This window comes from Thalassotalea profundi (assembly GCF_014653195.1).
GTDB classification, from domain to species: Bacteria; Pseudomonadota; Gammaproteobacteria; order Enterobacterales; family Alteromonadaceae; genus Thalassotalea_B; species Thalassotalea_B profundi.
On the sequence record NZ_BNAH01000003.1, the window covers coordinates 222,615 to 237,281 of the forward strand.

Here is a 14,667-nt window from a genome sequence, read left to right on the forward strand (position 1 = left end):
TAGCATTATAGATATAAAGCGATTAAAACCGTCACAGCTTGTGACGGTTTTTTATTATTAAGGTATAAAAGCCTATCGGCATTGCGAAATAAAAAGGTCAAAATGCATGACAAATAATAAAAAAATTAACAGTATTGTTATTGTTGGCGGAGGTACTGCCGGTTGGATGACCGCAGCAGCACTAAGCCAACATTTTAAAGAAAAAAACGTTAACATTACCCTCGTTGAATCATCTCAGCTTGGTACAATCGGTGTTGGCGAAGCCACTATTCCCACATTAAGACGATTTTATCAAAAACTCGGATTTTCAGATTTAGAGGTATTAAAATCGACAGCAGCAACCTGCAAACTAGGTATCGAATTTAAAGATTGGTATAAAATAGATACGACGTTTATCCACCCTTTTGGTCTCTACGGTCAAGGCACGAAAGACGTTGATTTTCATCACTATTGGTTAAGATATACTTTAAACGGCGGACAACAACCATTAACCGATTTCTCCTTAGGAGTTAGGCTTGCCAATGAAAATAAATTTACCTTTCCTAAGGATAAACCAGAGAGCCAGTTAGACATTTTTGATTGGGCATTACACTTTGATGCGGCGCTGTTTGCCAAATTAATGCGCGAGTACTCATTAAAGAATAATGTGACATTAATCGATAATAAAATTGTTGATGTGACACTTGATAGCCACGGCGATATAAATTCATTAGTGTTTGATGATAAAACAACACATCATTCTGATTTATTTATCGATTGCTCAGGTTTTAGGGCATTATTAATTGAAGAGGCATTAAACACAGGTTATGAAGATTGGAGCCAATGGCTTGTTTGCGATCGAGCTGTAGCTGTTCAAAGCAAAAGTGTCGACGCCCCACCCCCTCGTACCATATCTACAGCAGTAAAGGCAGGTTGGCAATGGCGTATTCCGCTACAGCACCGTCAAGGTAACGGTTATGTGTATAGTAGCCGATACACCAGCGACGAAGAAGCAAAAGCTTGTTTATTGGCAAATGTAGAAGGTGAAATATTGCATGAGCCGCGCATGTTCACTTTTACACCTGGGCGAAGAAAACAAGCCTGGAGCAAAAACTGTATTGCGATTGGTCTCTCTAGTGGTTTTTTAGAGCCTTTAGAGTCCACCAGTATTGCCCTAGTAGAAACAGCCATTGAAAAAGTGATACAGTCGTTCGATAGTACCTCATATAACCAAGAAACTATCACTCGCTTTAATGAAGTAACTACAATGGAATATGAAAGAGTTAGGGACTTCATCATATTGCACTATAAAGCAAATCAACGTAACGACTCACCTCTTTGGCAATATTGTCGTGAAATGAAGTTACCTCAATTGCTTGCAGAGAAGCTTGAGCGTTATCAAAATAATGGTGAAATATTACGCTATCCGTTTGAAATATTCGGTAAAGACAGTTGGTTAGCTATTTTTAATGGTTTTGCTATTACACCTAAAACCTATAATGCAAGAGCTGATAACATGCCCCTTGATTATTTGAATAGTAATCTAAGCTTTATGTCTAAAAAAGTAAAAGAATCTGCTAAAAATGCACCAAGCCATGAATATTTCTTAAAAGAGTATTGTCAATTTATTAATGATTAACATGTAAAAAAAACAATAAAATCAAGCAACAACATTCGTTGCTTGATTTTATTTTTACAACGTCCGCTTAATTTGCATCTTTCAATAGAGCCTTCTGAGACTTAGGTGTCGACCCAAATAATCCGTAGTACGCAATAAATAGATAACAAATGATAGGAAAAATAAATGATAGCTGTATACCAAAGCCATCGGCTATTAATCCTTGAATATAAGGAACAACCGCACCACCTACAATCGCCAAACACAAAATACCTGAGCCTTGGCTAGTAAGTTTACCTAAATTAGTCAGCGCTAAACTAAAAATTGTTGGGAACATAATTGAATTAAATAAGCCGATCAATAAAATTGACCACATCGCCAATGCTCCACTAGTAAAAACAGCAACTAGCAATAAAATAACTGCGCAAAAAGCATTAAACGCTAACGCTTTGCCTCCAGTAATTTTCTGTAAAGCTATGGCACCTACAAAGCGACCAACCATAGCCCCGCCCCAATAGTAAGCAATATATTTTGCCGCTTCAGATTCTTTCATTCCAGCAATGGTAGGCTCATTAAGAAAGTTAACAAGAAAGCTCCCAATCGAAACCTCCGCACCTACATAAACAAATATCCCAACGGCACCTAAAACCAAATGGCTATGTTGCCAAGCACTAGCATTCCCTATTGCGCTATTTTGAAAAGATTGATTATTTGAAACAGTCTCTGTTTCAATCACAGGTAACTTTATATAAGCAAATATAGCTGCCAGAATAAGTAACATAGAAGCTAAGATTAAATAAGGTAACTGTACAGAGTTAGCTTGTTCAACTTTACTCATGGTATCAATAACTTTATCTAAAATTAGAAATGCACCAAAAAACGGCGCTATTGTAGTACCTAGCGAATTAAAAGCCTGGGTCATTGTTAATCGAGCAGGTGCTGTTTTCGCTTTTCCTAAAATACTCACATAAGGGTTAGCTGACACTTGCAATATCGTTATTCCACTTGCAAGAATAAATAATGCAAATAAAAATACGGGGTAACTATGTAAAGAAGCTGCAGGATAAAAGCCAACACATCCAACTGCTGCAACAATTAACCCAACAACAATACCTTTTTGATAGCCAATTTTACCTACTAATTTGCCTGCTGGAACAGAAACTAAAAAGTAAGCACCAAAAAAACAAAATTGAACAAGCATTGCTTGGCTATACGATAATTCAAAAATTCCTTTTAAATGCGGAATTAAAATATCATTTAAACAAGTAATAAATCCCCACATAAAAAATAAGGATGTGAGTGTTACCAATGCGAAAGTGTAGTTTCCTTCACTATTTGATGATGTTTTTAAGTCCACATTGACAGGTGTACTGGCCATAAGCCCCCCAAAATAATTTTAACTGTTATTATAATTTAATGCGTTTTAGCGTATATAAAATACTTATTACTATCTATTTTCAATAAATATATTGACGAATGTTTATTGAAACACTAACATGACAAATGTAAGCGCTTTCATTTATAACACATAAAATATAAATACATAAGAAATTATTTTTAAAGGGTTACATTACACAATAAAATGTAAGCGCTTCCAATAGTATTTAAACCAAACATTAGAACAATTAAACACATTGCTAACTATTTGGGAGTTGCAAAGAAACCAATGAGCATTATAAAAATAAATAACAATTCTATTATGTCATCATCAAACTTTACCTACGGTGTTGCAACAGCTTCATTTCAAATTGAAGGCGGTATTGATCATAGATTGCCCTGTATTTGGGACACTTTTTGCGCTACTGAAGGGAAAGTTGTTGATAGTTCTGATGGTAGTATTGCTTGCGATCATTTTACTAAATGGCAAGAAGACATTGAACTTATAGATTCATTAAATGTTGATGCTTATCGTTTTTCTGTTTCATGGCCAAGAGTTTTACATCAAGATGGCAGTGTTAATAACGAAGGCATGCAGTTTTACATTAATATCCTTGATAAACTGAATGAAAAAGGTATTAAACCTTTTGTCACTCTATATCATTGGGATTTACCACAACATCTAGAAGATAACGGCGGCTGGTTAAACCGAGATACAGCTTACAAATTTCAAGAATATACCGAAAAAGTGGTACAAGCTTTTGGAAACAGAGTATATTCTTATGCAACATTCAATGAACCTTTTTGTAGTGCCTATTTAGGCTATGAAATTGGTATTCATGCCCCTGGAAAGGTAGGTAAAGAATATGGTAAAAAAGCTGCTCACCATATTCTTTTAGCTCATGGTTTAGGCATGCAAGTACTGGCCAAATTAAGTCCTAATACTAAAAACGGCATCGTTTTAAATTTTACTCCAGGATATCCATTAACAGATTCTCCTGAAGACCAAGCAGCGACAGAAATCGCCAATCAAAACTTTAATTATTGGTATGCTAAACCAATTTTTGATGGTAACTACCCAGAACTCTTCGATAAACTACCTGCCGAGCATAAACCACAGATACTCGATGGTGATATGGATATTATTTTTCAACCCATAGACTTTTTAGGCATTAATTTTTATACCCGCGCACGTTATAAGCATCATCCCACTGAATGGTTTGAAGAAGTTAATACCGAAAATGTCGAACGTACCGATATTGGTTGGGAAGTTTACCCACAAGCATTTACTGATTTACTTGTTGACTTAAATACACGCTATAAGCTTCCACCTATTTATATTACAGAAAATGGTGCCGCTATAGATGATGTAATAGAAAATAATCAAATTAATGACACCCGTAGAATTGATTATTACAATCGCCATTTAAATGCTGTTGACGATGCAATTAATCAAGGAGTAAATGTGGTAGGTTATTTTGCTTGGAGCTTGATGGACAACTTTGAATGGGCCGAAGGTTATTTAAAACGCTTTGGTATCGTATACGTCGACTATAAAACGCAAATACGCACTATTAAAGCCAGCGGCTTAGCTTATAAAAGCTTTATCAGCGAGCGTAGTTAATGAAGACGTAGCAATAAATTAAGCTAATAAATTTTTTTCATAAACTAAAAATTACTTTAATCAAAATTATAACTATAAAGATCAAATTATGAATAAATTACCAAAGTATGAAAAAGTCGGATATGCCATGGGGGACGCTGCAGCTAATCTGGTTTGGCGCGGTGCATTAGCTTACTTAGCTGTTTTTTATACAGACACCTTCGGCATAACTGCCGCTGCTGCCGCAATGCTATTTTTAGTGGTACGATTAACTGATGGTATAACAGATATCATTATGGGGATGATCGCAGATAGAACGAATACTAAGCATGGAAAATTTAGACCTTGGATTTTATGGTCTGCCCCATTTTTAGGATTGTTTATGGTGCTTTGTTTTACAACCCCCGACTTAAGTGAAAATGGAAAACTCATTTATGCCTATGCAACTTATATTGGTTTAACATTAGCTTATACAATAAACAATGTCCCCTACTCTGCACTTATGGGAGTAATGACACCTAGCGATACTGAACGAACAAGTCTGTCGGGCTTTAGATTTGCAGGCGCATTTGCAGGCGGCTTATTAGTGATGGGCTTCTTACCAGATTTAGTCGCGTATTTTGGTGCTGGCAACGACGCGATAGGATATCAGCATACAATGTATTTGTTTGCAGGGTTATTAATTGCTTTAATGGTAATTACCTTCGTAAGTACCAAAGAGCGAGTTATTCCTCAGATAGATGATAGCCAATCACTAAAGCAAGAGTTAATCGATTTAACTAAAAATCTTCCTTTTATTATTTTGCCTTTAACAGCAATCTCCCTGTTTTTCTATTACCGTGGTTTATACACCGGAACTTTTTTTGTGATTGTTATGGTAGCCATGTGGTTTGGCATACAACACTTAATAAATCGTAACAACGATCATTTAAGTAGTACGCAACGTGATATGGTGGACTTATTAACCAATAAGCCTTGGTTAATTCTTATTGGCATGGGGTTCTTAACTATGATGTTTAATGGTATTAAAATGGGTGTTATCGCCTATTATTTTAAATATCATGTCGGTAATGAATTATTAGCTGGAACTTACTTTGTTGCACTGTTAATTGTCTCAATTCTTGGTGCATTAGTCACCAGCTTTATTGCGAATAAAATAGGTAAAAGAAAGTTATTTATCTGGTCATTAATTATCAGTGGTGCATTTACAGCTTCTTTATATTGGGTACCTCAAGGTAATGTCACCGCATTATTTGTTTTAGGCTGTACTGCAGAGTTTTTTGCGGCAATGATGCCAACTTTATTCTTTACTATGCTTGGTGATTCAGCTGACTATTCCGAATGGAAAAATAAACGCAGAGCAACCGGTCTTATCTACTCAGCAGGAACTTTTGTGCAAAAAACAGGGGGCGGTTTTGCCGGTGCTCTTGTATTAGTAGTACTGGCGGGTTATGGCTATAACGGTATGGATAGAACAACGGTTGAAGCCTCATTACCTGGCATGCAATTACTGATGAGTTGGATACCTGCGGCATTTGCCTTTATTGGTGCTGCCCTTATGTATTTTTATCCATTAACAACTGAACAAAATAAAGTAATTGGCGAAGAGTTAACAACACGTAGAGCTTTAAATAAGCAGTAATGGGCTATTGACAAGTTAGCAACGCTAAATAAAAACTATATAACTAAATGAATTACTTATGATAATATGAAGGGCTGTCAAAAGTAATTCAACAAGTTAGTAAAGAATCGACTTTAACGTATTAAGCGTTTAGCTTTAACCATTATAATTTATTGAACTAAAGGATTTTATGGCCACTATTTACGAAGTTTCAAAACTAGCGGGTGTTTCACTTGCTACAGTTTCCCGTGTCATGAACAAAAATACACGGGTAAGCGAAAAAACACGTAAAAAAGTACAAGATGCCATGGACCAACTTGGCTATAGACCGAATTCAATCGCTCAGTCATTGGCTTCTAACCGAAGTAATAGTATTGGTATCTTAGTTTCCGAATTACATGGTCCATTTTTTGGCCAAATGATGAGTGGTATAGAGTCTGAATTAAGAGCTGCGGGTAAACATGTAATAATTACTACAGGCCATAGTGAGCAAGAAAAAGAAATAGATGGTATTGAGTTTCTGTTAAGTAGAAACTGCGATGCACTTATTTTACATGTTGAAGCGGTAAGTGATGAATATCTAATCGAACTTAGTAAAAAATCTACCCCTATTTTCATCATGAGCCGTTATGTAGAGAACCTCAAAGATCGTTGTATTAGTCTAAATAATGAAATGGGGGGATATTTAGCCACCAAAACGTTAATTGAAAAAGGCCATTCTGCCATTGGTTTTATTGGCGGTCCCGAATTTAAAGCTGATTCTAGAAGCCGACTACAAGGTCACCGAAGAGCATTGAAAGAATTTAACCTTCCTTTTGATGACAAACTCTACTTTGAGGGGGACTTTAAAGAAACCGGTGGTATTGCAGGTTTACGTACACTCATTAAAAATAACGATCAATTAACAGCTCTTGCATGTGCAAATGATGAAATGGCCTCAGGTGCAATGAAATATGCACGTGAACATGGCTACAATTTGCCTGAAGGTTTATCTATTATCGGATTCGATAATATTATTTATGCAAGCTATCTATACCCAACATTAACAACCATCCATAACCCTATTTATGAAATGGGACATATGGCTGCAAAGCTTGCCCTAAAATCTGTTTATAATGTCAAAAATCTCAAAATACAAAACATTTTTGAGCCTACAGTGATTGAACGAAACTCAGTTGGATCTGTTTAATTGTTATAACCAAACCAAGTAAGATTAATTGCGCTCATTTAATATTAACTATTGTAAGTAATCTGCCCAAGAACCGCCTTTCTGCTGGCACCTGTTACCGCGCAATCATTAGCCGTTTGTTTCGTAATACAACGATATGCTAACCATGCAAATGCCATGGCTTCAACATAGTCAGGATCCACATTTAATGACTTAGTTGTGGTCACTTGACTATTGGGTAATAAATCATTGAGTTTTTCAATTAAATAACTATTTTTGGCGCCACCACCACAAACATAAACCACAGTGTTTGATAAATGCATTAAAGCGTTAGCAATAGTCTTAGCTGTTAACATAACTAAAGTGGCCAATACATCTTCATTACGTACCACTTGTTCAGGGTATGTATTTGAAAATTGAGTCAAATGTAAAGTTAGCCACGATAAATTAAAATACTCGCGACCTGTACTTTTAACACCTTTTTTATGAAAGTAATCATCATTGATCATAGCCATTAACAAGGGTTCAATAATTATTCCTTGTTTTGCTAAAGTCCCATTATCATCATACTTAAGCCCAAACTTTTGTTGCATCCAACCATCCATTAACACATTACCTGGTCCTGTATCAAAGCCAGTTAAATTGTCGCCGTTTATTAAAGACACATTGGCAATACCACCAATATTTAAAAACACCGCATTTGGATTCGTATTATTGACCAGACTTTGATGAAAAGTTGGTACTAATGGTGCACCCTGCCCGCCAAGCGCAATATCCATACTTCTAAAATCTGACACCGTAGTTATACCGGTATTAGCCGTTAATACACTGGCATTGATTAGCTGCATGGAAAAAGGATATTTACCTTCTGGTGAATGAAAAACAGTTTGACCATGGCATCCAATGGCTAAAACTTGTTCAGAACTGACTTTATGATGGCTTAATAACAAGTTAACAGCATCTGAATACGCTAAGCTTAACTTCACCGTTAGCTCACCTAAAGCTTTTAAATGAACATGCCCATCAGTACATAAGGTCAATAATTGCTCTCTTAACTCATGTTCAAAAGGTGCTTCAATTGCCGAAACTAACTGTGTTTTATTGTCTTTAATTGATACAAGAGCGACATCAATTGCATCTAAGCTAGTGCCAGACATAATGCCAATGTAATAATCACCTACAGATGTTGTCATAAATATCCTAACTACAAATAACTTATTGAATTAATTCACACCAAATAAAATCAATCATTTCTATTTTCTAATGCTTGATTTAATCGTTCGAAACCATGAGATAAATCGTCAATAAGATCATCCACATTTTCTAAACCAACATGTAAACGTATTAATGGGTATGTTTCATCCCAACTTGTTACTGTTCGAATTCGACCAACATTAGTATTACCTAAAATTAAGCTTTCAAATCCGCCCCACGAATAACCCATTTTGAAATGCTTCATCCCATCAAGTAAAGCATTTAATGATTGCTGATCGCCGCGTGTTAATACAAACGAAAATAAGCCATTACTACCGATAAAATCTCGTTTAAAAAATTCATGGCCTGGGCAAGATTCAAAAGCCGGATGCAGTACTTTACCCACTTCTTCTCGTGTTTGTAACCAATTGGCAACTTTTAATGCGCTTTCTTGATGCTGTTTAAGCCTAACTGCTAATGTACGAATACCACGCATTGCTAAATATAAGTCATCAGGTGATGTACACTGCCCCATTAAATAACTGTTCTCGCGAAGTGTAGGCCAATACTCTTCCGTAGCTACAGCGGTTCCAAGCATTACATCTGAATGCCCTACAATATATTTAGTAGCTGCTTGAATCGAAATATCAACACCAAAATCAAAAGGTTTAAAATTAACGCCTGCCCCCCACGTATTATCAAGCATAACCATGCAATTATGTTTATGTGCAATAGCAGCCAATGTTGGTACATCCTGTACTTCCATGGTGATTGAGCCAGGAGACTCTAAAAATAAAATACGAGTATTACTTTGAATTAAATCTTCAATACCAGCACCAATCATAGGATCGTAATAGGTTGTTTCTACGCCCATTCGTTTAAGCACGTTGTCGCAAAAATCACGAGTTGGCTCATACGTGTTATCAACCATTAAAATATGATCGCCGGTCTTAACAAAAGCTAAAATAGCATTGGTGATAGCAGCAGTACCCGATGGGTAAATTGCACAGCCCGCGCCTCCTTCAATTTCGGTCATGGCATCTGCAAAGGCAAACGAGGTACTTGTACCACGGCGTCCATAAAACAGCACTTGATTACCACGATTAGCCGTCGCGTGCTTCATTTGCTTAACTGAGTCAAAAACAACAGTGGATGCTCGCTCTACAGGCGGGTTAACAACACCTTTAGTCCATTTAGCTTGTCGGCCTGCATTAATAAACTGAGTTTCTTTCTTCATTGTTTTTCCTACTAATCAAGCAAATTGATGTTTAAGTCAAAATTTATACTAGAAGTCTAGCCATCTAAACACTGAATTACAATGAGTTTATTGATTAAAATGAATTTAACTGTATTTGGGTAAAAATTTAGTAGTAAAGAAAATAAAAATGCCAGCACAATAGCAGTGCTGGCAATTTTTAGATCAAAAATAATTCAAACGTTTTTATGTTAAATTATTTTTTTGAATGATATTTAGCCGGTGTTGTTTTATTAGGAAGTGTTGCCTTCATAAACTCGCGAATATCTTGGTTAGATGCTTTTAAGTCTTCATAACGTAAGTACATCATGTGTCCACTTTTATAACCTTTAAAAGATAAACGATCTTTCATCTTACCGCTGGGATCAAGTTGCCATAACGTATATTTAGCATCGAAATAGTTCGTTGCTCCATCATAGTAACCAGATTGTATCATGACATTTAAATAAGGGTTTTGCGCCATTGCTAAACGCAGTTGCTCACCAGTGTTATTATTTGATCTATCCCACGGATGCACATTACCAAACATATTATATTTAATATCTGTTTTGTAATTTAGTTCTTCACGTAAATAGTAATTTATTGCTGGTGTAAAACTGTGTAACCATGAAGTTAATTCAGCATTATAATCTGGTCTGCTGCCCGTAGCTTTTTCATCTATACCCAAATAGCGTGAATCTAATCGTCCAACAGTTTGTTCGCGGTCACGTAATATTTCTTTCCAAAAATAAGACGCTTCAATATCTAGATTATTACGTAACACTTCTTGTACTGATAACCCTGAAAACCGAGAAACTTTTTCAGCAATTGCTTGTTTTTCTTCTGCGCTAATAAAGCCGCCCTTAGCTAAAGCAGGTAAATACTCTTGAACAGTAAAAGTTTCTATTTCAGGTAAGATTTCTAACAAGTCACGATTTTGTAGATCATCAGCTAAAGCTTTATGATACCAAGCGGTAGCGGCAAAATAAGGTAATCGGTTAGCCGCTTCAACCGGCCCTTCACGCTTAATGCCAATTTCTGTTGGTGAAACAAGAATAACACCATTTAAATACATCCATTGGCGTGCTTGTAATTCCAACGCTAAACCTGAAACACGTGTCGTTCCATAGCTTTCACCAATCAAATACTTAGGTGACTGCCAGCGGTTCATGCGAGTAACAAAGGTGTTGATCCAATCAGCCAAATATTTAACATCCGCATTTACACCAAAAAACATTTTTTGTTGTTCTGCTTTTGATGGCATTTTACCTTCTTTATTAGGCAATACACGAGAATACCCCGTATTGACAGGGTTAACAAAAACGATATCGGCAGTATCTAAAATAGAAAATTCATTCGTTTTTACACCATAAGGCTGTAATGGGTACCCCTCACTATCCACATTGAGAACTTTAGGACCCGTATAAGCAACATGCATCCAAACGGACGCTGAACCAGGACCACCATTGAATGAAATAAGTAATGGTCGACTTGCTCTATCCTTTACTTTTGAACGTTGATAATAAGTATAAAATAGAGTTGCTGTTGGGTTACCCTCTTCATCCCATACAGGTTGTGTACCTACCGTTGCTGTGTAATCAAACTTTTTACCATTTACGGTAGTACTATGCTTACTTGTACTACTTTCATCAATAGCAATTTTTCGTTCAAATTCCGCATGAGCAAAAGGCGATAATAACAATAAAACACTAAACAGTTTTATATATTGTTTAAATTTCATCTAAGTGTCCTTTGGGTTGTTAATCTGTAGTTTATTATTCTTTCGAGCTACTTAAAGACGCCAGAAGTTAATAAATATACCAACGATTAATTTATTATAAGTTATACATCACTAACCTACACCAAACTAAAAATATAATCTTTTTTAAAAGATAAACTAACCGTTTCTTGCGATTGATAGCAATGATGATAAGAAGATAAAACTATTACGTCCCTTTCATATTCTAATTAAAAATAAGGCTTAGTTTTTAAAATGACTAAGCCTTAAAAAATAAGAATAACAATCTAATTAAAATTACAAATTAAAGTACGTTCAAGCAATTATGCTTTATCTAATGCTTGACTCACATCAGCAATAATATCGTCTATATGCTCGATCCCCACAGAAATTCTGATCAAGTCGACACTTACACCTGCAGAAGCAAGTTCTTCATCACTTAACTGTCTATGAGTAGTTGAAGCAGGATGACATGCTAAAGATTTCGCATCACCAATATTAACTAACCGTAAAATCATCTCCAATGCATCTATAAACCTTGAACAGGCTTCAATACCGCCCTCAACACCAAAACTTATAATACCTGAGGCTTTTCCCTTAGTTATGTTTTTACAATGTTCAAAATAAGGACTACTAGGTAATGCGGCATAATTAACCCATTTAACTTTTTTATGTTGTTGCAAGAATGCAGCAAGCTTTTCAGCATTTTCACAGTGACGATCCATACGTAAGCCTAATGTTTCAAGTCCTTGTAAAAGCTGAAATGAACTCGTTGGTGATAGCGCAGCTCCAGTATTTCTCAAAGGAACCACTCGGCAACGGCCAATGTACGCCGCAGGACCAAATGCTTCGGTATAAACAACATTATGATATGAAGGATCTGGCTCGTTGAAAGCAGGAAAACGCGTCTTATTAGCTACCCAGTCAAACTTGCCAGAATCAATAATAACACCACCAATGGTTGTACCATGACCACCAATATATTTAGTGAGTGAATGCACGACAATATCAGCGCCAAGTTCAAATGGACGACACAAATATGGCGTTGCCACCGTATTATCAACAATTAAAGGCACACCATGTTTATGTGCTATCGCCGCTAAGCGGGGAATATCAACGATATTGCCTGCGGGGTTCCCAATAGACTCACAAAAAACCGCTTTAGTTTTATGATCAATGGCTTTTTCAAAAGCGTCATAATCATTATGAGAGATCATGCGCGCTTCAATACCTTGTCTAGGGAATGAATGAGCAAAAAGATTATAAGTCCCTCCATACACTTCACTCGTACTAATAATGTTGTCACCAACTTCACATAAACATTGAATAGCATATGTAATAGCAGCCATACCAGAAGCAACACATAAGGCACCAATGCCCCCTTCCATGGCTGCCATTCGTTTCTCTAACACATCTGTAGTCGGATTCATTATTCGAGTATAAATATTTCCCGCGACTTTTAAATCAAACAAATCAGCCCCGTGTTGGGTATTATCAAAAGTATATGAAGACGTTTGGTAAATAGGTACCGCAGCCGATTTTGTGGTTTCTTCAGACTTATAACCTTCATGAAGGGCAATTGATTCTAATTTCATGCTTTTTGTCTCCAAACTAAATTAATGATTTACGGGCATATTGCCCTATGAGCCTTCTATCAATATAAAAATGCGATAATGCTATTAGTGATGATATTGATTCTTTAACTAATACGTTTTATCAGTGACTGAACAAAAACGAAGCAATAGAAGTCTAGCCATCTAAAACAATAAATACAATAAATTTATTCAACTAAGTAATAAAGGAAGGTTATGTAGCTGGATGGTTAATTAAAAAGCGTTATTTATCATAAGATTGAAAAACTTTTTCAACTTCTAATGAAGTTAAATAGCGACTCTGTCCTGATAATAAACTATCGTCTAATGCAAGATTGCCGATAGACTCCCGATGTAAGCCAATAACGGGGTTACGAAAACGGCCAAACATACGTTTTATTTGATGGTAGCGCCCTTCTGTTAACTCAACTTGCGCGATATGATCAGACAATATCCTTAAGGTGGCAGGTTGTGTTGTGATATTTTCAAATGGAAAGTACATGCCGCTTTCGAAAGCTGAAATGTAATCATCAGTCAACGGGTTTTTAAGGGTCACTAGATAGCGTTTTTTAACTTTTTTATCTGGTGATGTTATCCTTTCAGACCAGCGACTATCGTTGGTTAATAGCACTAAACCTGAAGTATTTAAATCTAAACGCCCCACAATATGTAATTGGTCTTTCTCTTGAATAGTTAATAAATCAATCACTGTTTTATGTTGTTTATCTTTAGTTGCACTAACCACGCCTGTTGGTTTATGTAACATGACATAGCATGGCGTATTATTTTGTAATACTTTATTATCTAACACAATTTTTGAAAACTTATCAATGATGACACTTATGTCACTTGCCGGTTCACCATCAATAATAATACGCTTTTGCGCAACGAATAAACGCACATCGCGTCGACTAATGTTACATTTTTCACTGACAAAGCGATCAAGACGTGCGCGACTAATTGACATTTTCTATTTATTTTACCTGAGAGGTTATTTTTAGGTCTAATGCCCTAGTTTGCTTAAAGATCACAACTGAAAATAATAACTCAGTTATCCCCCCAATAAATGCACCAACCACAAAACTATACCCCATTAATATACACAACATACCAGAAAACATTAGAATTGCGCCTAAAACCCAATACGTTTTATTTCCATATAACGTGTTAAAAATTAAATACCGCACACCAATAATTAGCAACATAATTGGATAAAACCATTGAGTCTGAATTTTAGCCACAGCAAATGCTATAAATAACCCTACAAACAATATAATGGTACTCTCTAATGCAAGTTTACCTAATGGATTTTCTAATTGGTGACTACCAGAGCGCTTGAGTATTTTTGACAACAACATGGCTAAAGGATGAATAAACATACCGCCAAAGAATAAAGCCAACATGCTGATTTCGTTTGAGTATAGTAACGCGGCGGTCCCTGCCATACACCACACTAAACCAGAAACCAAAATCCCGGTTGCACCACCAACATATGAGGTATGCATATCATTTTGTGCTTGTTTAAAATCCATCATTGTCCAAA

At 36.1% G+C, this 14,667-nt stretch carries 11 protein-coding genes; 4 read left to right on the top strand and 7 right to left on the bottom strand.

All coding sequences use genetic code 11. The annotated features are described in order from the left end of the window. Positions 1-106: 106 nt before the first annotated feature. Positions 107-1,618: a tryptophan halogenase family protein gene (locus IE155_RS05020; RefSeq protein WP_189377005.1), complete on the top strand. Its 1,512-nt coding sequence runs from the start codon at positions 107-109 to the stop codon at positions 1,616-1,618. Positions 1,619-1,685: 67 nt separating this feature from the next. Here the strand turns inward: IE155_RS05020 and IE155_RS05025 are convergent, their stop codons facing one another. Next, a complete protein-coding gene (locus tag IE155_RS05025) occupies positions 1,686-2,975 on the bottom strand; it encodes a sugar MFS transporter (RefSeq protein WP_189377006.1) in 1,290 nt (429 codons plus the stop codon). Positions 2,976-3,263: 288 nt separating this feature from the next. Here IE155_RS05025 and IE155_RS05030 point away from each other — a divergent pair, with 288 nt between their 5' ends. From IE155_RS05030 to IE155_RS05040, 3 genes are all read left to right on the top strand, one after another. Beyond that, the gene (locus tag IE155_RS05030; RefSeq protein WP_189377007.1) at positions 3,264-4,598 is read left to right on the top strand and encodes a GH1 family beta-glucosidase; all 1,335 of its coding nucleotides are present in this window, start codon (positions 3,264-3,266) and stop codon (positions 4,596-4,598) included. Positions 4,599-4,686: 88 nt separating this feature from the next. Further along, positions 4,687-6,219: an MFS transporter gene (locus IE155_RS05035; RefSeq protein WP_189377008.1), complete on the top strand. Its 1,533-nt coding sequence runs from the start codon at positions 4,687-4,689 to the stop codon at positions 6,217-6,219. A 169-nt stretch (positions 6,220-6,388) separates the two neighbouring features. Continuing rightward, positions 6,389-7,387 (top strand): LacI family DNA-binding transcriptional regulator, encoded by a 999-nt coding sequence (locus IE155_RS05040; protein WP_189377009.1) that lies wholly within the window; start codon positions 6,389-6,391, stop codon positions 7,385-7,387. A gap of 44 nt (positions 7,388-7,431) precedes the next feature. Here IE155_RS05040 and IE155_RS05045 read toward each other — a convergent pair whose 3' ends face one another. The 6 genes from IE155_RS05045 to IE155_RS05070 all read right to left on the bottom strand — a co-directional run bounded on the left by IE155_RS05045 (position 7,432) and on the right by IE155_RS05070 (position 14,659). After that, complete coding sequence (locus tag IE155_RS05045) at positions 7,432-8,559, bottom strand: anhydro-N-acetylmuramic acid kinase (protein WP_189377010.1); 1,128 nt, start codon at positions 8,557-8,559, stop codon at positions 7,432-7,434. Between the two features lie 50 nt (positions 8,560-8,609). Then, complete coding sequence (locus tag IE155_RS05050; RefSeq protein WP_189377011.1) at positions 8,610-9,797, bottom strand: cystathionine beta-lyase; 1,188 nt, start codon at positions 9,795-9,797, stop codon at positions 8,610-8,612. Positions 9,798-10,011: 214 nt separating this feature from the next. Next, entirely contained in the window at positions 10,012-11,535 is a 1,524-nt protein-coding gene (locus IE155_RS05055) for a S10 family peptidase (protein ID WP_189377012.1), read from the bottom strand. Positions 11,536-11,855: 320 nt separating this feature from the next. Then, positions 11,856-13,127, bottom strand: a complete 1,272-nt coding sequence (locus IE155_RS05060; RefSeq protein ID WP_189377013.1) for an O-acetylhomoserine aminocarboxypropyltransferase/cysteine synthase family protein — start codon at positions 13,125-13,127, stop codon at positions 11,856-11,858. A 241-nt stretch (positions 13,128-13,368) separates the two neighbouring features. After that, positions 13,369-14,091, bottom strand: coding sequence for a 16S rRNA pseudouridine(516) synthase (locus tag IE155_RS05065; protein WP_189377014.1), 723 nt, complete (start codon positions 14,089-14,091; stop codon positions 13,369-13,371). 7 nt (positions 14,092-14,098) lie between these two features. Then, a complete protein-coding gene (locus IE155_RS05070; RefSeq protein ID WP_229817042.1) occupies positions 14,099-14,659 on the bottom strand; it encodes a DUF7010 family protein in 561 nt (186 codons plus the stop codon). Between the last annotated feature and the right edge of the window lie 8 nt (positions 14,660-14,667).

What these genes read in the sequence shown, in the direction of transcription:
- IE155_RS05060 (WP_189377013.1), bottom strand. Translation starts at nt 13,127, where the DNA reads ATGAAATTAGAATCAATTGCCCTTCATGAAGGTTATAAGTCTGAAGAA.
- IE155_RS05050 (WP_189377011.1), bottom strand. Translation starts at nt 9,797, where the DNA reads ATGAAGAAAGAAACTCAGTTTATTAATGCAGGCCGACAAGCTAAATGG.
- IE155_RS05070 (WP_229817042.1), bottom strand. Translation starts at nt 14,659, where the DNA reads ATGATGGATTTTAAACAAGCACAAAATGATATGCATACCTCATATGTT.
- IE155_RS05025 (WP_189377006.1), bottom strand. Translation starts at nt 2,975, where the DNA reads ATGGCCAGTACACCTGTCAATGTGGACTTAAAAACATCATCAAATAGT.
- IE155_RS05065 (WP_189377014.1), bottom strand. Translation starts at nt 14,091, where the DNA reads ATGTCAATTAGTCGCGCACGTCTTGATCGCTTTGTCAGTGAAAAATGT.
- IE155_RS05020 (WP_189377005.1), top strand. Translation starts at nt 107, where the DNA reads ATGACAAATAATAAAAAAATTAACAGTATTGTTATTGTTGGCGGAGGT.
- IE155_RS05045 (WP_189377010.1), bottom strand. Translation starts at nt 8,559, where the DNA reads ATGACAACATCTGTAGGTGATTATTACATTGGCATTATGTCTGGCACT.
- IE155_RS05035 (WP_189377008.1), top strand. Translation starts at nt 4,687, where the DNA reads ATGAATAAATTACCAAAGTATGAAAAAGTCGGATATGCCATGGGGGAC.
- IE155_RS05055 (WP_189377012.1), bottom strand. Translation starts at nt 11,535, where the DNA reads ATGAAATTTAAACAATATATAAAACTGTTTAGTGTTTTATTGTTATTA.
- IE155_RS05040 (WP_189377009.1), top strand. Translation starts at nt 6,389, where the DNA reads ATGGCCACTATTTACGAAGTTTCAAAACTAGCGGGTGTTTCACTTGCT.
- IE155_RS05030 (WP_189377007.1), top strand. Translation starts at nt 3,264, where the DNA reads ATGAGCATTATAAAAATAAATAACAATTCTATTATGTCATCATCAAAC.